This is a genomic window from Variovorax sp. GW821-FHT10C12 (assembly GCF_059415405.1).
Map to the genome: position 1 here is coordinate 165,450 of NZ_JBWKNE010000004.1, position 23,285 is coordinate 188,734.

General features: G+C 68.5%; 21 protein-coding genes and 1 tRNA gene. 6 read left to right on the plus strand and 16 right to left on the minus strand.

Annotated features, from left to right (window positions below):
- Position 1: 1 nt before the first annotated feature.
- Both AC07OH_RS20135 and AC07OH_RS20140 read right to left on the minus strand, forming a co-directional pair.
- Positions 2-991: a Bug family tripartite tricarboxylate transporter substrate binding protein gene (locus tag AC07OH_RS20135; RefSeq protein WP_495301892.1), complete on the minus strand. Its 990-nt coding sequence runs from the start codon at positions 989-991 to the stop codon at positions 2-4.
- Between the two features lie 44 nt (positions 992-1,035).
- Complete coding sequence (locus tag AC07OH_RS20140) at positions 1,036-3,372, minus strand: acyl-CoA dehydrogenase family protein (protein ID WP_495301893.1); 2,337 nt, start codon at positions 3,370-3,372, stop codon at positions 1,036-1,038.
- Between the two features lie 144 nt (positions 3,373-3,516).
- Here AC07OH_RS20140 and AC07OH_RS20145 point away from each other — a divergent pair, with 144 nt between their 5' ends.
- From AC07OH_RS20145 to AC07OH_RS20155, 3 genes are read left to right on the plus strand one after another with little or no spacing between them, the layout of a single operon-like run.
- Positions 3,517-4,299: a citryl-CoA lyase gene (locus AC07OH_RS20145; protein WP_062479773.1), complete on the plus strand. Its 783-nt coding sequence runs from the start codon at positions 3,517-3,519 to the stop codon at positions 4,297-4,299.
- A gap of 5 nt (positions 4,300-4,304) precedes the next feature.
- Positions 4,305-5,465 (plus strand): acyl-CoA dehydrogenase family protein, encoded by a 1,161-nt coding sequence (locus AC07OH_RS20150; protein ID WP_495301894.1) that lies wholly within the window; start codon positions 4,305-4,307, stop codon positions 5,463-5,465.
- A 10-nt stretch (positions 5,466-5,475) separates the two neighbouring features.
- Positions 5,476-6,837 (plus strand): MmgE/PrpD family protein, encoded by a 1,362-nt coding sequence (locus AC07OH_RS20155; protein WP_495301895.1) that lies wholly within the window; start codon positions 5,476-5,478, stop codon positions 6,835-6,837.
- A 6-nt stretch (positions 6,838-6,843) separates the two neighbouring features.
- On the opposite strand, the gene AC07OH_RS20160 is transcribed toward AC07OH_RS20155, so the two are convergent.
- The 11 genes from AC07OH_RS20160 to yaaA form a co-directional block, all read right to left on the minus strand.
- Positions 6,844-7,554 (minus strand): arylmalonate decarboxylase, encoded by a 711-nt coding sequence (locus AC07OH_RS20160; protein WP_495301896.1) that lies wholly within the window; start codon positions 7,552-7,554, stop codon positions 6,844-6,846.
- 1 nt (position 7,555) lies between these two features.
- Entirely contained in the window at positions 7,556-8,563 is a 1,008-nt protein-coding gene (locus AC07OH_RS20165) for a Bug family tripartite tricarboxylate transporter substrate binding protein (RefSeq protein WP_159273126.1), read from the minus strand.
- Positions 8,564-8,639: 76 nt separating this feature from the next.
- Entirely contained in the window at positions 8,640-9,794 is a 1,155-nt protein-coding gene (locus AC07OH_RS20170; protein WP_495301897.1) for a mandelate racemase/muconate lactonizing enzyme family protein, read from the minus strand.
- Positions 9,795-9,905: 111 nt separating this feature from the next.
- The gene (locus tag AC07OH_RS20175; RefSeq protein WP_099795466.1) at positions 9,906-10,793 is read right to left on the minus strand and encodes a LysR family transcriptional regulator; all 888 of its coding nucleotides are present in this window, start codon (positions 10,791-10,793) and stop codon (positions 9,906-9,908) included.
- Positions 10,794-10,813: 20 nt separating this feature from the next.
- The gene (locus AC07OH_RS20180) at positions 10,814-11,704 is read right to left on the minus strand and encodes a LysR family transcriptional regulator (RefSeq protein ID WP_495301898.1); all 891 of its coding nucleotides are present in this window, start codon (positions 11,702-11,704) and stop codon (positions 10,814-10,816) included.
- 127 nt (positions 11,705-11,831) lie between these two features.
- Positions 11,832-12,737, minus strand: coding sequence for an SDR family NAD(P)-dependent oxidoreductase (locus AC07OH_RS20185; protein WP_495301899.1), 906 nt, complete (start codon positions 12,735-12,737; stop codon positions 11,832-11,834).
- A gap of 117 nt (positions 12,738-12,854) precedes the next feature.
- On the minus strand, positions 12,855-13,649 hold the full coding sequence (locus AC07OH_RS20190; RefSeq protein ID WP_495301900.1) for a DUF4019 domain-containing protein: 795 nt from the start codon (positions 13,647-13,649) through the stop codon (positions 12,855-12,857).
- A gap of 32 nt (positions 13,650-13,681) precedes the next feature.
- Positions 13,682-14,563: an NADPH-dependent 7-cyano-7-deazaguanine reductase QueF gene (gene queF / locus AC07OH_RS20195; RefSeq protein ID WP_489057861.1), complete on the minus strand. Its 882-nt coding sequence runs from the start codon at positions 14,561-14,563 to the stop codon at positions 13,682-13,684.
- Entirely contained in the window at positions 14,560-15,459 is a 900-nt protein-coding gene (locus AC07OH_RS20200) for an alpha/beta fold hydrolase (protein ID WP_354342622.1), read from the minus strand. Before AC07OH_RS20200 ends, queF begins: the two co-directional genes overlap by 4 nt.
- A 19-nt stretch (positions 15,460-15,478) precedes the next feature.
- Positions 15,479-16,321: a 2OG-Fe(II) oxygenase gene (locus tag AC07OH_RS20205; RefSeq protein WP_159273121.1), complete on the minus strand. Its 843-nt coding sequence runs from the start codon at positions 16,319-16,321 to the stop codon at positions 15,479-15,481.
- Between the two features lie 153 nt (positions 16,322-16,474).
- Complete coding sequence (gene yaaA / locus AC07OH_RS20210; protein ID WP_492738834.1) at positions 16,475-17,260, minus strand: peroxide stress protein YaaA; 786 nt, start codon at positions 17,258-17,260, stop codon at positions 16,475-16,477.
- A gap of 105 nt (positions 17,261-17,365) precedes the next feature.
- Between yaaA and AC07OH_RS20215 the strand changes: the two genes are divergently transcribed.
- Positions 17,366-20,236: a valine--tRNA ligase gene (locus AC07OH_RS20215; protein WP_095948708.1), complete on the plus strand. Its 2,871-nt coding sequence runs from the start codon at positions 17,366-17,368 to the stop codon at positions 20,234-20,236.
- Between the two features lie 103 nt (positions 20,237-20,339).
- Positions 20,340-21,233, plus strand: a complete 894-nt coding sequence (gene galU / locus AC07OH_RS20220; RefSeq protein WP_070062154.1) for a UTP--glucose-1-phosphate uridylyltransferase GalU — start codon at positions 20,340-20,342, stop codon at positions 21,231-21,233.
- 64 nt (positions 21,234-21,297) lie between these two features.
- Here the strand turns inward: galU and AC07OH_RS20225 are convergent, their stop codons facing one another.
- From AC07OH_RS20225 to cysM, 3 genes are all read right to left on the minus strand, one after another.
- Positions 21,298-21,525: a sulfurtransferase TusA family protein gene (locus AC07OH_RS20225; protein WP_056572272.1), complete on the minus strand. Its 228-nt coding sequence runs from the start codon at positions 21,523-21,525 to the stop codon at positions 21,298-21,300.
- The gene (locus AC07OH_RS20230; protein ID WP_056572274.1) at positions 21,515-22,090 is read right to left on the minus strand and encodes an NUDIX domain-containing protein; all 576 of its coding nucleotides are present in this window, start codon (positions 22,088-22,090) and stop codon (positions 21,515-21,517) included. The genes AC07OH_RS20225 and AC07OH_RS20230 overlap by 11 nt, the downstream gene beginning before the upstream one ends.
- 65 nt (positions 22,091-22,155) lie before the next feature.
- The gene (cysM, locus tag AC07OH_RS20235) at positions 22,156-23,058 is read right to left on the minus strand and encodes a cysteine synthase CysM (RefSeq protein ID WP_062479803.1); all 903 of its coding nucleotides are present in this window, start codon (positions 23,056-23,058) and stop codon (positions 22,156-22,158) included.
- Positions 23,059-23,099: 41 nt separating this feature from the next.
- Here cysM and AC07OH_RS20240 point away from each other — a divergent pair.
- Positions 23,100-23,184: transfer RNA gene (locus AC07OH_RS20240), tRNA-Leu, on the plus strand.
- Positions 23,185-23,285 lie beyond the last annotated feature (101 nt).

Below are 23,285 nucleotides of genomic sequence, written 5' to 3' on the forward strand. Positions count from 1 at the left end.
GCTATTCCGCCTCGATGCCCTTGGAGGCGCTGGCCCACAGCCTGCGGTCCGACACGCCCTTGGTCGCCAGCACTTCCGGCGCGCCCGTCCAGACCTCGTAGCCCTGCTCGCGCAGGCGGTGCGCGATGTCTTCGCGCGCCAGCATCTTCTGCGCCGCGGCGTTCACGCGCGCCACCAGCGCCGGGTCCATGCGCGCCGGGCCGTACAGGCCGAACCAGCCGCCCACGTCGTAACCGGGCACGCCCGACTCGATCATGGTCGGCACGTCGGGCAGCATGCGGTTGCGCTGGCGCGAGGTGACGGCCAATGCGCGCAGCTTGCCCGACTGGATGAAGGGCCGCGAGGTGGCGATGATGTCGAACATCATCGGCACGGTGCCGGCCATCACGTCGGCCAGCGCCGGGGCGCTGCCCTTGTAGGGCACGTGCGTGAGCTGCACGCCGCTCATCTTCTCGAGCAGCGCGCCGCTCAGGTGGTTCGACGCGCCCACGCCCGCCGAGCCGTAGAACAGCTTGCCGGGCTTGGCCTTGGCATAGGCCAGCAGCTCGCCCACGTTGCGCACCGGCAGGTCGTTGTTGACCACCAGCACGTTGGTGTAGTCGACCAGCGGCGCCAGCGGCGTGAGGTCCTTCATCGGGTCGAAGGGCATGCTGCGCTGCACGTTCGGGTTGATGGTGATGGTCGGGCTCGCGCCGAAGAACAGCATCGCGCCGTCGGGCGGTGCCTTGGCCACGGCGTTGCCGCCGAGCGATCCGGCGGCACCGGGCCGGTTGTCGACGATCACCTGCGTGCCCAGCTCCTGGCCCAGCGCGGGCGCGAGCAGGCGCGCGGCGCCATCCACCGGCCCGCCGGCCGAATAGCCCACCACCAGCTTGATGAGCGGCGGCAGCGGCTGCTGCGCGAAGGCGCGGTGCGGCAGTGCGGCCAGCGCCGCGCCGCCCGCCAGCGCAGCCATGAGCTGGCGGCGCGAAAAGAGGTCGAGGGATTGCATGAGCGTTGTCTCCAGTTGTGTATGTCTTTGGCGGCTCACATCGCTCAGGCCGGCAAGTCCAAAACTTGTCGCGCGAGGATGTTGCGCTGGATCTCGTTCGTGCCGCCGTAGATCATGGCGGCGGTGGAACCGATGAGCGGCGAGAGCACGTTGAAGCTCTGGCCGTCGAGCACCTGGTCGCCCGCGACCGCGCCCTGCTCTTCGCCGGCTTCGACCAGCAAGGCGCCGATGCGGTGGTAGGTCTCGCTGGCCCAGATCTTCAGCAGCGACACCGACGCGGGCAGCGGCTTGCCCGCGCGCACGATGTTTGCGAAGCCCGTGTAGGCGGCCGACAGGTCGAGCACGTCGAGCCGCAGCGCCGCGAAGCGCTGCGCGAACACCGGGTCGGCGAACAGACGCCGTGCCTGACCGAGCCGCGCCAGCTGGCCCAGCGCGTACTGCGACTGCTTGGGGCTGCCCAGGAAGATGCGCTCGAAGCCCAGCAGCGCCTTCGCGATGGTCCAGCCGCCGTGCAGCCGGCCCACGAGTTGGTCGGCCGGCACGCGCACGTTGTCGAAGAACACCTCGCAGAACTCGGGCTCGCCCGCCAGCGTGTGGATCGGCCGCACCGTGACGCCCGGCGTGCGCAGGTCGCACAACAGGAAGCTGATGCCCTCCTGCTTGCGCGCGCCCTTGTCGGTGCGCACGAGCATGAAGATGTGGTTCGCATCCTGCGCGAGCGTGGTCCAGATCTTCTGGCCGTTGACGACGAAGTGATCGCCCTGCGCATCGTGCCCGGCCACCGCCTCGGTGCGCAGGCCGGCCAGGTCGGAGCCGGCATTGGGCTCCGAGTAGCCCTGGCACCACACGTGCTCGCCGCTGAGGATGCGCGGCAGAAAGCGCTGCTGCTGTTCGGGCGTGCCGTGCTGGATCAGCAGCGGCCCGATCATCACGATGCCCTGGTCGGGCGCGCGCGCCACGCCGTGCTGCTCCAGCTCCTCGATCCAGGCGATGAGCTTGTCGGCCGGCAGGCCCATGCCGCCGTGCGACTGCGGCCAGGCCGGCGCGATCCAGCCCTGCGCCGAGAGCGTGAGGTACCACTCGCGAACCTCGCTCCAGCGCGCGCGGTGCGACAGGTAGCGCAGGTGCGCCGGATAACGCTGCTGCAAAAAGCCGCGCACCATGCGGCGGAACTCGGCCTCGGGCATGGTGGACCAGTCGGTGGTGCGCGCGAGGAACTCGCCGTTCCAGGCTGCAGCACTGCTCGCAGCAGCTTCAGCTTCGCCAGTCAGCGCGGCATGGCGACGCTGGTGCGCCGTGGCATTGCCCAGCCACGCCGACAGGCACAGCACGCGCTTGTAGAACAGGCTCAGGTCGCACTCCTGCGTGTAGCCGATGGCCCCGTGCAGCTGCACCGCCGCGCGCGACGCCTGCAGCGCGGCAGCCGTGCAACGCGCATTGACGCGGCTGGCCTCGGCTTCGAGCCGGTCAGAAGGCAAGGTGCCGTCGCTTGCCAGCGCCAGCACCTCGTTCAGCGTGGCCTGCGCCACCTCGAGGTGGATGAACATGTCGACGCTGCGGTGCTGCAGCGCCTGGAAGCTGCCGATGGCCTTGCCGAACTGCGAACGCGTTCGCAGGTAGGCCAGCGTCTGCGCCAGCATCGCCTGCCCGGCGCCGAGCAGCTCGGCCGCCTGCAGGATCTGCCCCGCGGCGAGCGCCTGGCGAAGCGCCTCCTGCGCGGCCGGCCCACTGGCCAGCACGGCGTCGGCCGGCAGCACGACCTCTTCGAAGCGAAGGTTGGCTGCCTGGCTGCCATCGACCAGCGGCACGATCGTCTCGCTCACGCCGGCTGTGCCGCGCGGCACCCACAGCAGCACGGCGTCGTCCTCGCCGCGCGCCGACACCAGCCAGCCGCTGGCGGCGGCACCGGGCAGCACCATGAGCTTGTCGCCTTGCAGCAGCACGCCGCCCCCCTGACCCGCGCGCGCCTCGCAGCCGCAGGCCAGCGGCACGGCGCTGAGGTCGCCCGCGCTTTCCTGCCAGGCCAGCGCGGGCAGGCTGCGGCCCGCCACCAGCTCGGCCAGCAGGGCACGCGCCGCCGGCGTGTCGAGCCGCGCCAGCAGCAGCGCGCTCAGGCCCGCCACCGCCAGCAGCGGCTCGGGCGCCGCGTGCTCGCCGGCCGCGCGCAGGATCTCGGCGGCGCCGTCGAGCCCCAGCGCAAGGCCACCGGCCGCTTCGGGCGCCAGCATGCCGGGCCAGCCGAGCGCGGCGATCTCGCCCCAGCCTTCCGCCTCGTCGGCCTGCGGGTGTTCGGTGCGGGCACGGCGCCGCGCGGTGGCGCCGCTGCGGGTGAAGTAGTCGAGCGCCGCTTCGCGCACGGCCAGGAGTGAGTCGGAATCCATCGCGCTGTCTGCCTTTTCTTTTCCGTTGCAATGACGAGTCGCAGCGTGCCCGAAGACCTCGCCGGCGGGCATTCGCGATTGCGGAAGGGAGGGTTTCGCAATCACTGAGCGCCTGCGGGCGCGTGCGGGGATAGATTTGCAGCCATGACAAAGATCAAGAAATCCCTGCACACCGACCTCGGCCACAGCACGCCCGACAAGATCACCGTGCGCGGGCGCGACCTGCCCTCGGAAATCCTCGGCCACCTCAACCTGGGCGACATGGCCTTCCTGGAGCTGACGGGCCGCATCCCGACGCCGCAGGAGTCCGTGACCTTCAACGCCATCGTCGTCACGCTGGTAGAGCACGGCGTCACGCCCAGCGCGCTGGCCGCGCGGCTCACCTACGCCGGCGCGCCCGAGGCCCTGCAGGCCGCCGTGGCCGCCGGCCTGTGCGGCCTGGGCACTGTGTTCGTCGGCAGCACCGAGGGCGCCGCGAAGATGCTGTACGAGGCCATTCCCTTCGGCGAGAAGCCGAGCCGTCCGCTGGCCGACATGGCGAAGGACATCGTGGCCGACCACCGCGCGCGCAAGATCATCGTGCCGGGCCTGGGCCATCCGCTGCACAAGCCGATCGACCCGCGCACGCCGCGCCTGTTCCAGATCGCGGCCGAGAACGGGCTCTCTTCGCACTACGTCGCGCTGATGCAGGCCGTGCAGGAAGAGGCCGAGCGCGTGTCGGGCAAGTCGCTGCCGATCAACGCCACGGGCGCCATCGGCGCGATTGCGGCCGAGTTCGGCTTTCCGTGGAAGATCATCCGCGGCTTCGGCGTGATGGCGCGCGCCATCGGCCTCGTGGGCCACATCCTCGAGGAGATCGACGACCCGATGGCCATCGAGATCTGGCAACGCGTCGAGAAAGAAGCGGGCGGCCCCCGCCAGGACTGAACACGATGATCGCTACCGACAACCGTTTCCCCGACATCCGCGACGCCGTGCGCGACCTGTGCGCGCAGTTTCCCAACGAGTACTTCCGCAAGGTCGACGAGGCGCGCGGCTACCCCGCCGAGTTCGTCGACGCACTCACGAAGGCCGGCTGGATGGCCGCCCTGATCCCGCAGGAGTACGGCGGCTCGGGCCTGGGCCTGACCGAAGCCTCGGTGATCATGGAAGAGATCAACCGCTGCGGCGGCAACTCGGGCGCCTGCCACGGCCAGATGTACAACATGGGCACGCTGCTGCGCCACGGCAGCGAGGCGCAGAAACGCCAGTACCTGCCCAAGATCGCCAGCGGCGAGCTGCGCCTGCAGTCGATGGGCGTGACCGAACCGACCACCGGCACCGACACCACGAAGATCAAGACCACCGCCGTGAAGAAGGGCGACCGCTATGTGGTCAACGGGCAGAAGGTGTGGATCTCGCGCATCCAGCATTCGGACCTGATGATCCTGCTGGCGCGCACCACGCCGCTGGCGGACGTGAAGAAGAAGTCGGAAGGCATGTCGATCTTCATCGTCGACCTGCGCGAGGCCATCGGCAAAGGCATGACCGTGCGCCCGATTCTCAACATGGTGAACCATGAGACCAACGAGCTGTTCTTCGAGAACCTCGAGATCCCGGCCGAGAACCTCATCGGCGACGAAGGCCAGGGCTTCAAGTACATCCTCGACGGCCTCAATGCCGAGCGCACGCTGATCGCGGCCGAGTGCATCGGCGACGGCTACTGGTTCATCGACAAGGTGACGGCCTACACGAAGGACCGCGTGGTGTTCGGCCGCCCCATCGGGCAGAACCAGGGCGTGCAGTTCCCGATTGCCGAAGCCTTCATCGAGACCGAAGCGGCCAACCTGATGCGCTACGAGGCCTGCCGCCTGTTCGACGCGCGCCAGCCCTGCGGCGCGCAGGCCAACATGGCGAAGTACCTCGCGGCCAAGGCGAGCTGGGAGGCCGCCAACGCCTGCCTGCAGTTCCACGGCGGCTTCGGCTTTGCGTGCGAATACGACATCGAGCGCAAGTTCCGCGAGACGCGGCTGTACCAGGTGGCGCCGATCTCGACCAACCTCATCCTGAGCTACGTCGCCGAACACATGCTCGGCCTGCCCCGCTCGTTCTGAAGGACTGCACATGAACGCCATCGACCACCCCAGCAAGGTGCTCGCGACCTTCGCGGCCGAGCTGAAGTTCGCCGACATTCCCGCGCCTGTGCTGCGCCGCACCGAGGACCTGATGCTCGACTGGCTCGGCTCGGTGCTCGCGGCCCGCACGGCGCGGCCGATACGCAGCATCGAGCGCTTCGCGCAGATGATGGGCCCGGCCGACGGCCCGAGCGAAATCCTCACCTCGCGGCGCACCAGCTCGCCGCTGTTCGCGGCGATGGTCAACGCGGCGGCCTCGCACTACGTGGAGCAGGACGACGTGCACAACGGCTCGGTGTTCCACCCGGCCGCCGTGGTCATCGCGCCCGCGCTGGCCGTCGCACAAAGCCTCGGTGCCAGCGGCGCGCAGCTGCTGACGGCCGTGGTCGCGGGCTACGAGGTGGGCATCCGCGTCGGCGAGTTCCTGGGCCGCTCGCACTACCGTACCTTCCACACCACGGCGACGGCGGGCACGCTCGCGGCAGCCGCGGCGGTGGGTCGGCTGCTCGAGTTGTCGCCGCAGCAGATGCTGCATGCCTTCGGCTCGGCCGGCACGCAGTCGGCCGGCGTGTGGGAGTTCTTGCGCGACGCCGCCGATTCGAAGCAATTGCACTGCGCGCACGCGGCGGCCAGCGGGTTGATGTCGGCCTACCTCGCGCAGGACGGCTTCACGGGCGCGGCGAAGATCCTCGAAGGCGCGCAGGGGCTGGGCGTGGGCATGTCGAGCGACGCCGACCCGGCCAAGCTCACCGACGGCCTGGGCACGCGCTGGACGCTGGCCGAGACCTCGTTCAAGTACCACGCCTCCTGCCGCCACACGCACCCGGCCGCCGACGCGCTGCTGCAGGTGATGGAACAGAACCAGCTCCAACCGGCCGACGTGTCCCGGGTCACGACCCACGTGCACCAGGGCGCCATCGATGTGCTGGGCCGCGTGACGGTGCCGGCCACGGTGCACCAGGGCAAGTTCTCCATGGGCACGGTGCTGGGCCTCATCGCCGTGCACGGCCGCGCGGGCCTGGGCGAGTTCGACCGCGACTTTCTCTCGCCCGAGGTCTCGGCCTTCCGCGAGAAGGTGACGATGGCACTCGACGACGAGGTCGACACCGCCTACCCCGCGCGCTGGATCGGCAAGGTCAGCGTGCACACCGCCGACGGCCGCACATTGGCCGGCCGCGTCGACGAGCCCAAGGGCGACCCCGGCAACAGCCTGAGCCGCGCCGAGATCGAGGACAAGATGCAGCGCCTGGCGCACTACGGCGAAGGCGCGACGGCCGACGAAGCGAAGGCGCTGTGCGAACGCGTCTGGCAGCTGGCCGGCACGGCCCGCGTGGGGCGCTGGCTCGACTGAGGCCGTTCAGGCGAACAGCCGTCCCTGCCCCGGCGAGCGCGCATCGAGCCCGGCGGTGCGCACGAGGTCCCAGAAGCCCGCGGGCGAACTGGACACCACGGGCACCCGCAGGCGCGCCTCGACCTCGCGCACGGCATCGAGCGTGACGAGGCCGCCGCACGAGATGAGGAGGCCGTCGGCGCCAGGCTGGTCCTCGAACACCTTCAGGCACAGGTCGACCAGCACCTCGGTCGACACCTGGCCCACGGCCTGCACGTCGGAGATGGCCAGGCCTTCGAGCGCCAGCGGTTCGAAGTCGCTCTGTTCGAGGTACGTGCGCAGCTGCGTGTTGACCTCGTCGATGTAGGCGGTGGCGACGGCCACGCGCCGCACCTTCAAATGGCGCAGGCCCGCGAGGATGGCGTCGCTCATCGTCGTGCAGGGCAGGCCCGTGGCCTGTTCCATCTCGCGCTGCAACTGGCGCGTGAAGGCGACGCCGCGAAAGAAGCTCAGCGAGGTGCCCATGAGGGAGACGGCGCTGGCGCCCTCTGCCTTCAACTCCAGCGCCTTTCCGATGACCGAGTCGATCACCTCGGTGTAGCCGCGCGTGGAGATTTCGCCGAGGCCCAGGCCCTTGGCGCTGAAACGGATGCGGTCGCCGTAGAGCAGCGGGCCATCGACGGGCACGGCGCCGGCTGCGGGAGGAACGATGAGGCCGAGATGGGGCTGTTGTGTCACCTCAGTTCCCCTCCGCCACGATGCGCTGGTCCGTGATGATGCGTTTCCATCGCGTCGTTTCCTCCGCCATGTCCTTGCCCAGCTGGGCCGGCGTGGCGTAGGCGCGCAGCGTGCCTTGCGCGGCGGCGGCCGTGCCCGTCTCGGGCATGTCGAGCACGGTCTTCACGGCGGCCGAGAGCTTGTCGACCACGTCGTTGGGCGTGCCCGCCGGTGCGAGCAGGAAGATGCGCGGCGCGACGTCGAAGCCCGGCAAAGCCTCGGCCAGCGGCGCCACGCCTTCGGCGCCCTCGAGCTTCGCGTTGTTCAGCAGCGCGAGCGCGCGGAGCTTGCCCGCCTTCGACTGCGCCATGGCGGCGGTGGCGCTCACCACGCCCAGCGGCACCTGGCCGCCGACCACGTCGGGCACGATCTGCGCCGCGCCGCGATACGGCACATGCACCACGAACGCGCCCGTGGACTGCTTGAGCATCTCGAAGCCCAGGTGCTGCACCGTGCCGACACCCGAAGACGCATAGGAGTAGCGGCCCGGATGCGCCTTGAGTTCCTTGACGAGTTCGGCGGGCGTCTTGGCGGGAAAGTCGTTGCCCGCGACGATCATCAGCGGCGACACGAAGGCACCGGCCACGGGCTTGAAGCTGGTCAGCGGATCGATCGCGATCTTCGGCTGCAGCAGCTTGGCGATGAGCAAGGCGCTGTCGCCCATCATCAGCGTGTAGCCGTCGGGCGGCGCCTTGGCGACGAGGTCGGCCGCGATGAGGCCGGTGGCGCCGGTGCGGTTTTCGACCAGCACCTGCTGGCCCAGCACGGCGGGCAGGCGCGCGCTGAGCATGCGCGCGACCGCGTCGACACCGCCGCCGGCCGAGTAGCCGACGACGATGCGGATGGGCTTGTCGGGAAACTTCTGCGCCCACGCGGCGGGTGCGGCGGCCAGCAGGCCGGCCAGGGCCAGGGCGGCCTGCAGGGCATGCCGGCGCGATGGCCGCATGGCGTCTGTTCTTCTGTCGTTCATCTTGTCTCCGTGGTGGTCGGGATGCGCCGGCCGTCTGCGCGGCCTGGTCGTGGTCGGAAGTGTCGTCGGGTGGCGCTCAGGCCTTGCCTTTCCCGTGCGAGGTCGGCAGCTTCGCGAGCTCGCGCACGCGCTCGGCGTTGGGCGTGAAACCCAGCCCCGGCGCCTCGGGCAGCGTGAGCCAACCCTGGTCGGGCACGGGCAGGCCGTCGAAGATCTGCTTGAGCATCTGCACCGCGACGTAGTGGTACTCGACCAGCCCGCCGTTGGACACGCCCGCGTGCAAGTGCATGTTGTGGAAGGGCCAGGCGCCGCCGTTGTCGATGGGCACGTTGAAGGCGGCGGCCATGCCCGCGATCTTCAGGCACTGCGAGTAGCCGCCCGAGATGGTCACGTTGGGCTGCAGCACGTCGGCCGCCTGGTTCACCAGCAGGTCGCGAAAGCGGAAGGCCAGGCCCTCGTTCTGCCCGCAGGCCAGCGGGATGCGCGTGCGCGCGCGCAGCTGGGCCATCTGGCGCACGTCGTTCTGCGTGAGCGGCTCCTCGAAGAAGCTGATGCCGTAGGGCTCGATGCGGTGCGCGAGTTCGGTGGCGTGGAACAGGTCGAGGCCGCAGTTGGCGTCGACATACAGCTTCACGTCGGGGCCCACGGCCTCGCGCACGGCGGCGACGCGGCGCACGTCTTCGGCAATGACCTCGTCGAGCGGGCGTGGCTCGTCGCGGCGCGCCAGCGCGTGGTTGCCGACGGTCATCTTCAGGCGATTGAAGCCTTGCGACACCCACAGCCTGGCGGCGGCGGCGAGCTGGTCGCGCTCGAAGAAGCCGAAGCCGAAGGTGGCGTACACCGGCACCTTGGCGCGCGCGCCGCCGAACAGGCGCCACAGCGGCTGACCCAGCGCCTTGCCCTTGAGGTCCCACAGCGCGATGTCGAGCGCGGCGATGGTGTGGCTCGCGTAGCCGGTCTGGCCGCGCGGCGAGAGCAGCCAGTAGAGCTTCTCCCACAGGCGCTCGGTGGCCATCGGGTCTTCGCCGATCAGCGCGGGGCCGGCCACTTCGCGCACGGCGGCGGCAATGATTTCTTCTTCGGTGATGGCGGTCATGCCGTGGCCGACGAGGCCGGTGTCGGTCTCGATCTCGGTGAGGCACAGCGACAGCGAGGTCTGCTTGTTCAGGCCGACCACGTCGATGGTCACGGGGATGTTCAGCGGCGTGGCGCTGACGCGGATGATCTTCAAGGGTGTCTCCTTTGGTGTGCCCGCATCTTTGCGCGAGGGCCGCGGGAGAACAATTCGTTTTTGGCGAGTTCGAGCCTTCGCGCGACACGAAGGCTCGTCGCCCCGATGACCTCAGTCGGGGCGGCCGAGGTGTTCGAGCACCGAGCGCGCGGCGGCCGTGAGCTCCTGCTGACGGCGCACGCACAGCAGGTGGCGGCGCAGCGCCCAGGGCGCGTCGAGCTTGAGGCAGCGCAGCTTGAGGATCTGCAGCTGCGGCAGGATGGCCGCATAGGGCAGCACGCCGATGCCCACGCCCTGCTCCACCATGCGGCAGACCATGTCGAAGCTGCCCACCTGCATGCGCACCTTGAGCGGCACCTGGGCCTCGAGCGCGGCGGCCAGCAGCACGCGGTGCAGCGCCGTGCCTTCGCGCACCACGATATGGTCGTGGCGCAGCACCTCGGCCACATCGATGCGCTTGCGGCGCGCCAGCGGGTGGTCGCGCGCGACCACCACGGCCAGCTCGTCGGTGCGGTAGGGCAGACATTCGAGGCCGTCGGCGGGCGTCTGGCCCTCGATCACGCCGATGTCGGCCAGGCCGGCCTGCACGGCCTTCACCACCTCGGTGCTGGCGCGCTCCTGCAGGTCGATCTTGAGCACCGGATGCAGGCGCAGGAACGAGCCGATCTGCGCCGGCAGGAACTGCGCGATGGTCGAAGCGTTGGCCGTGATGCTGACCACGCCCGCCACACCGTTCTGGAAATCGTCGAGCTCGGCGCCCAGCCGGTCCATGGCCGAGAGCACGGCGCGCGCATGCAAGAGCAGCCCATGGCCGGCCGAGGTGAGCGTGACGCCGCGCGCATGGCGCACCAGGAGCGGCAGCCGGGCACGGGCTTCAAGGTCGGAGATGCGTTTGCTCGCAGCAGCCAGCGCGATGTGGCAGCGTTTGGCGCCTTCGCTGATGCTGCCGTGGTCGGACACGGCCACGAACAGGCGCAGCGATTTCAGGTCGGCGGACATGCGAGTTCGTTCACCCCTTCTCAGGGCGCCACGAGGTGGTCGAACAGTTCGCGCGCCGACGCCGGCAGTTGCTCGCGGTCGCGCGCGATGAGCTTGAGTTCGCGTTCGGCCCACGCGTCGCTCAAGGGCACCGTGGCGATCCGCATCGCCATCGACAGCCGCTGCGCCGACGACGAGGGCAGCACGCCGACGCCCACGCCGGCTTCAATCATCAGGCAGATGGCCTCGAAGCTGCTGACTTGAATGCGCGGGTTGAAGCCGCGCCCCGCCAACTCCGCGCGGCGCTGCAGGAAGCGATGGATGGCGCTGCCGTGATGCAGGCCCACGTGCTGCTCGTCGAGCGTGTCGACAAAGGCCACCGAGGGCGCGCCCGCAAGGTGGTGCGCGGCCGGCACGACCAGCACGAGCTGGTTGCGCCCGAACGGGCGCGCATCGAACTCGCCGGTGTGCACGTCGCCCGCGAGGATGCCGATGTCGGCCTCGCCGTCGGCCACGGCGCGCACGATCTCTTCGCTCAGGTACTCGCGCAGGTCGACCTGCACGGCCGGGTGCTGCGTGAGAAAGCCCGCAAGCTTCTGCGGCAGGTACTCGGTGATCGAGGTGGTGTTGGCGAACACGCGCACATGGCCCTTGATGCCCTTGCCGAAGTCCTGCATGTCGCAGCGCAGGTGCTCCATCTGCTGCATCACGCGCTTGGCGTGGTACAGCACGGCCTGCCCTGCCGCCGTGAGGCTCACGCCCTGCGCACTGCGGTGCAGCAGCTTGCCGCCCACCGCCTCTTCCATCTGCTTGATGCGCGTGGACGCGGCGGCCAGCGAGATGCAGGCCTTCTCGGCGCCGCGCGTGAGGCTGCGCGCGTCCGCCACGTAGACGAACAGTTTCAGGTCGAACAGGTCGAAGTGCAGGTTCACCGGGCGGGCACGAAGGAAGCGGGAGGAACGCGCATTGTCCGGCGAACGGCGTCGCCTGCAGCCGCTTGCGGGTTTGTCCTCAGAAGGTGTGAATGAATCCGGACATGGCGGGTTCGTTCACGCCTTCTCAGACCGGGTCCCAGCTGAACACGTCGGCCGAGCGGTCCAGCGGGAAGAAACTGGCGCGCATCGCGGGCATGGCGTGCTCGGCGATGCTCTGGGGCGTCCAGCCTTCCGAGCGGTGGATGGAGCGCACCGGGCGCGGCTGGCTGATGAGCGAAATCTCGTTGTTGCGCACCGAGAAAATCTGGCCGTTCACGGCCGCCGCCGCATCGCTCGCCAGGTACACCGCGAGCGGCGCCACCTTGGCGGGCGTCATCTGCTTGATCTTGTCGACGCGGGCGCGCTGCTCGTCGGTGTCGGTGGGAATCGCGCCGATCATGCGGCTCCAGGCGAAGGGCGCGATGCAGTTGGAGCGCACGTTGAACTTCAGCATGTCCAGCGCGATGGACTTCGACAGCGCCGCGATGCCGAGCTTGGCCGCCGCGTAGTTGGCCTGGCCGAAGTTGCCGATCAGGCCCGAGGTGGAGGTCATGTGCACCAGCGCGCCCGAATTCTGTTCCTTGAAGTGCGTCGCAGCCGCGCGGCTCACGAAGTAGGCGCCGTACAGGTGCACCTTGATCACCGCGTCCCACTCGTCGACCGACATCTTGTGGAAGAACCGGTCGCGCAGGATGCCCGCGTTGTTCACCACCGCATCGATGCGCCCGAAGCTGTCGACCGCGCATTCCACGATGCGCCCCGCGCTCGCCGCGTCGGCCACGCTGTCGGTGTTGGGCACGGCCTGCCCACCCGCCGCGCGGATTTCCTCGACCACCTGCTGCGCCGGCCCGGCACTGCCGCCCGCGCCGTCGAGCCCCGCACCGATGTCGTTGACCACCACCTTCGCGCCATGCCGCGCCATCGCGAGCGCGATGTCCCGCCCGATGCCGCCGCCCGCGCCGGTGACGACGATCACTTTGCCTTCAACCATTTTGTCTCTGCTCCGGATGTTCGACCGCGGGTTCGCGGGATCGATTCCAGAATGCCACAGGGGGCGGGCTGCGGGTTCAGGAATTCCGAAGAGGGGCTTCGCCTGCGCCCTGTGAACTCAGCAACGCGCGCTGGCCTTGAAGGCCGTCACCTGCTCTGGCGTCATGCGTTGCTGCGTGGCCCTGTTGATGTAGTTGGCCTCTTCGCGAATGGCCTGGAACGAACCGTCCGCCTGGCCGTACCAGACGACAAAGCCGCAATGGGTGTCCATGTTCTGGAACTGACTCACCAGGTCGGCCGCGATGTAGACACCAGGCCGCGGAGCCGACGGCGGGTTGTCATAGCGCGTGATCTTCCGGATGCGGCGGCTCGTGACCGGCCCGGAAAGCGCGTTGAACTCCTTCTGGGCAGCGCTCCAGCTTTCCTGCGAAACCGTGGCCTTCATCGAATCTGCAAAGAAGCCATAAGCCCTCGCAAAATCACCCGAATCCTTGGCCTTCAGATATTGGTATGTCAGCGCTTCGACCTGCTTCTGGTCTTCTTCGGGCGTCGATGACCGCCTCATCGCGGAGGGTGCGGCGGCCACCTTTTCCGGCGTGGCCTGTCCGCATCGGATCTCCTGGCGAAGCGCCAGTTGGCCCGACGCCGCTGAAGAGGCCGGATCAACGGGCTCCTGACGTGCGAAGCTGTAGCGCCCGAAGGTGACCTGGTTTTCGCCGCACAGCTTCTGCGCCGTGGGCCCCAGTCGGGCTTGCCCGGCGGCAATTTCGAGCGGTTCGCTCACCTTGAGCGTCAACTCGTACGCGGCATTGCCGAGCTGCCTGACGGCAACTTCCTCGCCCGCGATGGCGGGACATGCGGTTGCCATGAACAGCAATGCGCCAGCCGTCGCGCGTGAAAGCACTGAACGCATTTTTTCTCCCCGATGGACAACGAGATAGCGACTTACTGCCGCGCCGTGCGGATGTTCGCCGGCAGCGTCTGCGGCCAGCTCGTGCGGAACGGGTTGATGTCCAGCCCGCCGCGCCGCGTGTAGCGCGCATACACCGCGAGCTTGGTCGGCTGGCATTGGCGCCAGATGTCCGTGAACATGCGCTCGGCGCAGGGTTCGTGGAACTCGTTGTGGTTGCGAAAGCTCACGATGTACGCCAGCAGGCCGGCCTGGTCGATGGGCGGGCCGCTGTAGCGGATCTGCACGCTGCCCCAGTCGGGCTGGCCTGTGACGAGGCAGTTGCTCTTGAGCAGGCGGCTGGTGAGGGTTTCGTTCACGTGCACCTGCGTCGTGTCGCTGCTCAGCAGCTCGGGCGCGGGCTGGTAGTGGGTGCATTCGATGTCGAGGCGGTCGAGGTCCAGGCCGTCGATCTCGTGCACCGGTTCGCGGTCGAACAGGTCGGGCGTGAGCAGTTTCACGCCGATGCCGGCCGACTGGTCGCTGCCGCGCCATGCGGCTTCGGCGAGGTCGGTGCGCAGGTGCTCGCGCACCGCATCGATGCTGGCGAAGGTGCTGTTGTTGAAGCTGTTGAGGTACAGCTTGAACGACTTGCTCTCGATGATGTTGGGCGTTTCGCAGGGAATGGTGAAGTGCGCGATGGCCACCTGCGGCTTGCCGCGCGGGTTCAGCCAGCTCAGCTCGAAGGCGGTCCAGAGGTCGGCGCCGAAGAAGGGCAAGGCGCCGGCCTGGATGCCCATGGCTTCGCGCTGCGTGGTGCGTGCGATGGGGAACAGCAGGCTCGGGTCGTATTTGTCGGCGTAGGCCGAGGCGCGGCCGAGCTGCGACTGTTCGGGGGTGTTGGGGTTCGTGTTGGGGTTGGTGGGGTCGTGGCTCATGGGGCGGTTCCGGCATCCGCCGCGTGTGCGAACGGAGCGATGTGGTGGGCGAGGATCGTGCAGACCTCGGGCGGCAGGTCGTGGCCCATGCCGGGCACGGCGATGAAGGTCGCCCCTGGAATGCGCTGCGCCGAATCCCGGCCGCAGGCGATGGGCACGAGCGCGTCGGCGTCGCCGTGCAGCACCAGCGTCGGGCGCTGGATGCGCGCCAGCACCTGGGGGCGGTCGTCGTCGGCGCCGATCGCGAGCATCTGGCGCATCAGGCCGGCCGGGTGGTAGGCGCGGCGCATGCTGAAGGTGAGGCGCGTGGCCAGTTGCTCGTCGGTCTGCGGGTAGGCCGGGCTCTGGATGAGCCGCAGCAGCTTGATGCTGTGCGCGACCAGCGCAGCCTCGTCGTGGCTGCGCGGGCGGCGCATGAGCATGGCCCCGACCTCGCGGCGCGGACCCGGCAGGCCGCGCGCGCCGCTGGAGCTCATGATGCTCACGAGGCTGGCGGTGCGTTCGGGCGCAGTGGCGGCGATGCGCTGGGCGATCATGCCGCCCATCGAGGCGCCGACGATGTGGGCGCGGGCAATGCCCAGCGCGTCGAGCACGCCGAGCGAATCGAGCGCCATGTCCTGCAGCGTGTAGGCGCTGCGCACCTTCAGGCCGATGCGGTGGCGGATGGTTTCCCACACGAGGTTGCCGGTGCCGAGGTGGTCGAAGCCCTGGCTCAGGCCGATGTCGCGGTTGTCGTGGCGCACCACGCGAAAGCCCGCATCGACCAGCTGCTGCACGAAGCCGTCGGGCCACGCGACCAGCTGCATGCCCAGCCCCATGATCAGCAGGATGACGGGGCGCCCTTCGCCGCCGGTGTCGTCGACTTCGATCTGCAGGCCGTTGGCGGTGACTTTCATCGGTTCCCTGTTTTTCTTTTTACTTGAACTCGCGCTCGCGCAGCCACTTGGTGGCGACCCATTTCTCGCCCGCGAGCACCGGCGCGCCGCCGTGCAGCGTGCGGGTGGCGGGGTCGGGCCGGTCGTAGCTGAAGAAGACGCCGGTGCCGCGCACCGGGGCCACTTCGAGTCCGATGTCGGGGAAGGTGGTGGCGCCGCCCTGCTCGGGCTCCTGCAGGTACATCACGAGCGTGGCCACGCGCTGGCCGCCGCGCTTGAGGATGGTGGGCGTGCCGGGCTCGTGCGGATCGAAGTAGTCGTAGTGCGGGCGGTACTGCGCGCCGGGCGCGTAGCGCAGGATCTGCAGGCCTTCGCCGTACTCGAGCGGCCAGCGCAGCAGCATGGCCAGGCGCTGTTCGAGGCGCGCGACGATCTCGTTCTCGCCGCGCTCGAAGAACATGCCGTCGCTGGTGCGGTCGACGTTGAGCACCTCGCCGCCGGTGCGGGTCTCGACGGTGAGCGAGCGCGCCAGCCGCACGCGCGCGGCGGCGATCAGGCCTTCGCATTCCTCGGCCGACAGCAGGTTGCCGAACACCACGACGCGCGGATGCCGCACGGTCTGCAGCACCTGCACGCGGCGGTCGCCGGCCTCGATGTACAGCGGCGCGCCGTCCAGGTCGGGGCCGGGCATCTCGGTGCGCGCCGGCGCCAGGGCCGCTGCGACATCGGGGAAGCCGGCCTCGAGCTGGGCCAGCGCCAGGTCGGTGGCGGCATCCTGCCAGCCGGCCGCCCGCATCGACATGCGCAACGCGGGCACCGAATGGCCGGCCGCGAGCTGGGCCACCAGCCATTCGCGCAATTCCGGACTGATCGCTTGGGACATGTCAGTGCTCCTCCACTCTGCAATGAGACCCGCAACACATGACTCCACGCAGTTCTTCGCCAGAAACACCGCGGAACCGGCTTTGCCGGGCCGCTGGTGTTGCCCCCTGGAAGGGGGTTGGCGAAGCGACACGAAGTGCGCGCAGCCTGGGGGTCATGCTAGCTTTCTTCTGAACACCAGCCTTTCGGCTGTCGACACATCGGCGTCGAAACCATAACCCTCGAGGTCGAATTTTTCCAGCGCCTTGGGCGTGGCCGCCTGGTGCAGCACGGCCCAGCGCGCCAGCAGGCCGCGGGCGCGCTTGGCGAAGAAGCTCACGATCTTGTACTTGTCGCCCTTCCATTCCTGGAACACGCATTCGACCACGCGCGCCTTGAGCACCTTCTGGTCGACCGACTTGAAATACTCCTGCGAAGCGACGTTGATGACGACCGGCGTGCGGTCGGCCGCCAGGCGCTCGTTCAGGTGCTCGGCGATGCGCGAGCCCCAGAAGGCGTACAGGTCCTTGCCGTGGCGGTTGGCCAGCGCGGTGCCCATTTCGAGCCGGTAGGGCTGCAGGCGGTCCAGCGGGCGCAGCAGGCCGTACAGGCCGCTGAGGATGCCCACATGGTCCTGCGCCCAGGCGAGCTGGGCGGGCGTGAGGCTGCGGGCGTCGAAACCGCCGTAGACGTCGCCGTCGAAGGCGAAGGCGGCCTGGCGGGCGTTCTTGTCGGTGCTCTTGGACGACCAGGCGGCGTAGCGGGCCACGTTGAGGGCCGAGAGCTTGTCCGACAGGTGCATCAGCTCGGCGATGTCCTGGGGCGACTTCTCGCGCAAGAGCTTGATGAGTTCGACCGAGGGGCCGCGGGGGGCTTCGAAATGGGGTTGGGTGGCGGGGGTTTCGGAGGGGACGGGGGTGTCGTAGTCGAGCGACTTCGCGGGGGAAAGCAGGAACAGCATCAGTCGATTATGTGGGGCTGGGGTTACCCCGGGCCGCCCCGGTAAAATCCCGGGCAATCCCACCCTGTCACCAACGGCACCCGAGGGTGCCGTTTTGCATTCCCCATGAGCGAACCTACCTCCCAGCCCGGCCTCGAGAGCCTGTCCAAATCGTTCGAACCCGCCGCCATCGAGGCGCACTGGGGCCCGGAATGGGAGCAGCGCGGCTACGCCAAGGCGGGCTTCCGCGGCACGCAGCAGCCCAAGGAAGGCGCCGAGTCGTTCGCGATCCAGCTGCCGCCGCCCAACGTGACGGGCACGCTGCACATGGGCCATGCGTTCAACCAGACGATCATGGACAGCCTCACGCGCTACCACCGCATGAAGGGCGCCAACACGCTGTGGGTGCCGGGCACCGACCACGCGGGCATCGCCACCCAGATCGTGGTGGAGCGCCAGCTGCAGGAGCAGAAAGTCAGCCGCCACGACCTGGGCCGCAAGAACTTCGTGGCGCGCGTGTGGGAGTGGAAGGAAAAGTCGGGCAGCACCATCACCGAGCAGATGCGCCGCATGGGCGACACGGTCGACTGGAGCCGCGAGTACTTCACGATGGACGACGACCTCTCGAAGGTGGTCACGCACACCTTCGTGAAGCTGTATGAAGAAGGCCTGATCTACCGCGGCAAGCGCCTGGGCAACTGGGACCCGGTGCTCAAGACCTCGGTGAGCGACCTCGAAGTCGAGAGCGAAGAAGAAGACGGCTCGCTCTGGCACATCGCCTACCCGCTCGAAGACGGCAGCGGCACGCTCACGGTGGCCACCACGCGCCCCGAGACCATGCTCGGCGACACGGCCGTGATGGTCCACCCCGAAGACGAACGCTACAAGCACCTGATCGGCCAGCGCGTGAAGCTGCCGCTGGTGGACCGGCTGATTCCCATCATTGCCGACGACTACGTCGACAAGGAGTTCGGCACCGGCGTGGTCAAGGTGACGCCCGCGCACGACTACAACGACTATGCCGTGGGCCAGCGCCACAAGCTCGAGGTGATCGGCATCCTGACGCTCGACGCGACCATCAACGACAACGCGCCTGAAAAATACCGCGGCATGGACCGCTTCGTGGCGCGCAAGGCCATCGTGGCCGACCTGGAGGCGCTGGGCCTGCTGGTCGAGGTGAAGAAGCACCGCCTCATGGTGCCGCGCTGCGCGCGCTCGGGCGCCGTGGTCGAGCCCATGCTCACCGACCAGTGGTACGTGGCCATGACGCGCCCCGGCGCCGACGGCCAGTCGATCGCGCAGAAGGCCATCGACGTGGTGAAGTCGGGCGAGGTGCGCTTCGTGCCCGAGAACTGGGTCAACACCTACAACCACTGGATGGAGAACATCCAGGACTGGACCATCTCGCGCCAGCTCTGGTGGGGCCACCAGATTCCGGCCTGGTACGACGAAGACGGCAAGGTGTACGTGGCCGAGACCGAAGCCGAGGCGCAGGCCAAGGCACCCGGCAAGACGCTCACGCGCGACGAAGACGTGCTCGACACCTGGTACTCGTCGGCGCTGGTGCCCTTCTCGTCGCTGGGCTGGCCCGAGAAGACACAAGACCTGGCGCTGTACCTGCCCTCGACCGTGCTCGTCACGGGCTACGACATCATCTTCTTCTGGGTCGCCCGGATGATCATGATGACCAAGCACTTCATGGGCACGGTGCCGTTCAAGGACGTGTACATCCACGGCCTGGTGCGCGACGCGCAGGGCAAGAAGATGAGCAAGTCCGAAGGCAACGTGCTCGACCCGGTCGACCTGATCGACGGCATCGAGCTGCCCGCGCTGCTCGACAAGCGCACCCAAGGCCTGCGCAAGCCCGAGACCGCACCGGCGGTGCGCAAGAACACGCAGAAGGAATTCCCCGAGGGCATTCCGGCCTTCGGCGCCGATGCGCTGCGCTTCACTTTTGCCTCGCTGGCCTCGCTGGGCCGCAGCATCAACTTCGACTCGAAGCGCTGCGAGGGTTATCGCAACTTCTGCAACAAGCTGTGGAACGCCACGCGCTTCGTGCTGATGAACTGCGAAGGCCAGGACTGCGGCCTGCTGGAGCACACGAAGGAAGACTGCCAGGTCGGCGGCAAGGCGCACGGCTACCTGAAGTTCAGCCGCGCCGACTTCTGGATCGTCTCGCAGCTGCAGCGCGTCGAGGCCGAAGTGGCCAAGGGCTTCGAGGAGTACCGCCTGGACAACGTGGCCAACGCGATCTACCAGTTCGCCTGGGACGAGTTCTGCGACTGGTACCTCGAAATCGCCAAGGTGCAGATCCAGACGGGCGACGACGCGCAAAAGCGCGCCACGCGCCGCACGCTGATCCGCGTGCTCGAGGCGCTGCTGCGCCTGGCGCACCCGATCATTCCGTTCATCACCGAAGAGCTGTGGCAGAAGGTGTCGAAGGTCGCGGGCCGCGAAGGCGCGTCGATCATGATCGCGGCCTACCCGCAGAGCCAGCCGGAGAAGATCGACGAAGCCGCAGAGGCCCATGTGGCCCGCCTGAAGGCACTGGTCGACGCCTGCCGCACGCTGCGCGGCGAGATGAACGTGTCGCCCGCCACGCGCCTGCCGCTGTACGCGGTGGCCGACGACGCCGAGGGCGCGGCCTTCCTGCGCGACGCGGCCCCGGTGCTGCAGGCGCTGGCCAAGCTCAAGGAAGTGAAGGTGTTCGACGACGAGGCCTCGTGGCAGGCCGCCGCCGAAGCGGCGCCCGTGGCGGTGGTGGGCGCGGCGCGCCTGTGCCTGCACATGGAGATCGACAAGGCGGCCGAGAAGCTGCGCATCGGCAAGGAAATTGCACGCATCGAGGGCGAGATCGCCAAGGTGCACGGCAAGCTCGGCAACGAGGCCTTCGTGGCCAAGGCGCCGCCCGCCGTGATCGAACAGGAGCGCACGCGCCTGGTCGATTTCACCGCCACGCTGGAGCGCCTGCGCGACCAGCTTGTGCGCCTCGGCTGACAGACGCGGCCCGGGTGGGGGACTAGGATTTGGTCATCGGCTTCGCGCCGTAACCCTCCTCATCCCTCTCCTTTTTCCTGCATCCAACGACACTGAACCGCCCATGTCCACTTCTTCCCCGACGCGCATCCGCAAGGCCGTATTCCCTGTTGCAGGCTTCGGCACCCGCTTTCTGCCGGCCACCAAGGCCCAGCCGAAGGAAATGCTGCCGGTCGTCGACAAGCCGCTGATCCAGTACGCCGTCGAAGAAGCCTATGCCGCGGGCATCCGCGACATGATTTTTGTGACCGGGCGCAACAAGCGCGCGATCGAAGACCACTACGACACCGCCTACGAGCTCGAAAGCCAGCTCGAAGCCAGCGGCAAGGACGCGCTGCTCGAAATCGCCCGTTCGGTGTCGCCCGACGACATGACCTGCTCCTACGTGCGCCAGCCGCGCATGCTGGGCCTGGGCCACGCCGTGCTGTGCGCCGAGCACCTGGTGGGCAACGAGCCCTTCGCCGTGCTGCTGGCGGACGACCTGATGGTCGGCCCTGTCGGTGGCCAGCCGGTGCTGGCGCAGATGACCGAAGTCTTCGCGCGCCTGGGTGCCTCGGTGCTGGCCGTGCAGGAAGTGCCGCTGGAACACGTCAAGCGCTACGGCATCGTGGCCGGCGAGAACGTGGAAGACGGCCTCGTGAAGGTCAACCGCATGGTCGAGAAGCCCAAGCCCGAAGACGCGCCCTCGCGCCTGGGCGTGGCCGGCCGCTACATCCTCACGCCCGGCGTGTTCGACGAGATCCGCAACCAGCCCAAGGGCGCGGGCGGCGAGATCCAGCTGACCGACGGCATCGCGGCGCTGATGAAGAAGGAATCGGTCTACGCCTACTCGTACAAGGGCATCCGCTACGACTGCGGCAGCAAGGAAGGCTTCCTGCAGGCGTCGGTGGAACTGGCGCTGGCGCACCCCGAAGTGGGCGCGCAGTTCCGCGAATACCTCAAGAGCCTGAAGCTCTGAGGGCGCTCGGAAGCACCAACGAAAAGGGGCCGTGAGGCCCCTTTCCTTTTGTCGGTCGCTGGCGTTAGCGCCGCTTCAGCACATGGATGAAGTCGCTGCCCACGGTCTCCTGCGCCACCAGTTCGTTGCCGGTCTGGCGCGCAAAGGCCTGGAAGTCGCGCACCGAGCCCGGGTCGGTCGACACCACCTTCAGCAGCTGGCCGCTCGCCATGTCGTTGAGCGATTTTTTCGCCTTCAGGATCGGCAGCGGGCAGTTGAGGCCGCGCGTGTCGATTTCGCGGTCAACTTGCATTGCCAGGCTCCGGCGGCAGGTTCAGGCCGCGGCGACGCTCTTCGTTTTCCGCGGCGGTGAAGAACACCGGCTCGTGGCCGCGCGTGCGCAGCCAGTCGGCCAGCGCATAGCCGGTGCCGGCAGGCCAGCACCGCAGGTCGGGCAGGTCGTAGAGGCGGTAATCCACCAGCTCGGGCGAGAGCTTCACCTCGCCGTCGGCCACCACGTGGTACGCGATGATGATCTGGTTCATGCGCTGGAAGTCATAGGCGCCGACGAGCTTGGCGGCGCTGACATCCAGGTTGGTCTCTTCCTTGACCTCGCGCGCGATGCCCTCCTCGGGCGTCTCGCCGGCCTCCATGAAGCCGGTGATGAGCGCGAACATCTTGCCCGGCCAGGCCGCATTGCGCGCCAGCAGCACCTGGCCGCGGTACTCGACGATGGCCGCCAGCACGGGCGTGGGGTTGTTCCAGTGCGTGTGGCCGCAGTTGGGGCAGCGCAGGCGCTCCTTGGGACCGCCGTCTTCCATCAACGCGATCCATTCGAGCGGGGTGGCGCAGGCCTGGCAGAACTTGGGGTGGGGCATGGAAAGTCTCTGTTCTTTTTCTCGGGCGTGCGGCGCCCGGTGGGCACCGCCGCAGTGTGAAGGGATCAGGCGGGGAAAACGCCCGTCGACAGGTAGCGGTCGCCGCGGTCGCAGACCACGAAGACGATGGTCGCGTTCTCGACCTTCTTCGACACCTCGATGGCCGCCCACAGTGCGCCGGCCGCCGAAATGCCGCCGAAGATGCCCTCTTCGCGCGCCAGGCGCCGGCACATCTCCTCGGCATCGTCCTGGCTCACGCTGATTTCTTCGTCGACGCGGCTCGGGTCGTAGATCTTGGGCAGGTACTCGACCGGCCACTTGCGGATGCCGGGAATGCGCGAGCCTTCGGCCGGCTGCGCGCCGACGATGCGCACCGCCGGGTTCTTTTCCTTCAGGTAGCGCGAAACGCCGGTGATGGTGCCCGTGGTGCCCATCGCGCTCACGAAGTGCGTGATCTTGCCCTGCGTGTCAGTCCAGATCTCGGGGCCGGTGGTCTCGTAGTGGATGCGCGGGTTGTCGGGGTTGGCGAACTGGTCGAGCACGCGGCCCTTGCCCTGGGCGACCATCTGCTCGGCCAGGTCGCGCGCGTATTCCATGCCGCCGCTCTTGGGCGTGAGCACCAGCTCGGCGCCGAAGGCCTTCATGGTCTGGGCGCGTTCCACCGAGAGGTCCTCCGGCATGATCAGCACCATGCGGTAGCCCTTGATGGCCGCGGCCATCGCCAGCGCGATGCCGGTGTTGCCCGAGGTGGCCTCGATCAGCGTGTCGCCGGGCTTGATTTCACCGCGCTCCTCGGCCCGCTTGATCATCGACAGCGCCGGCCGGTCCTTGACCGAACCCGCCGGGTTGTTGCCTTCGAGCTTGCCCAGGATCACGTTGCCGCGCTTGGCGTTTTCCGCGGCGTGGATGCGTTGCAGGGCAACCAGGGGGGTCTTGCCGATGGCGTCTTCGATCGTCGGATAATTCATGCCAGCCACTGTGCCATAATTTTGGGCTTCCTTCCGGATGTGCCCGGGTGGTGAAATTGGTAGACGCAGGGGACTCAAAATCCCCCACCGAAAGGTGTGCCGGTTCGATTCCGGCCCCGGGCACCACGAGACGACACCGTCTCACCCCCACATCAAGAAACCCGCTCGCTTCACTGGCGCAGCGGGTTTTTCTTTGCCTCGGGGCCTTTCAGGCCGGGCAGCGCCCC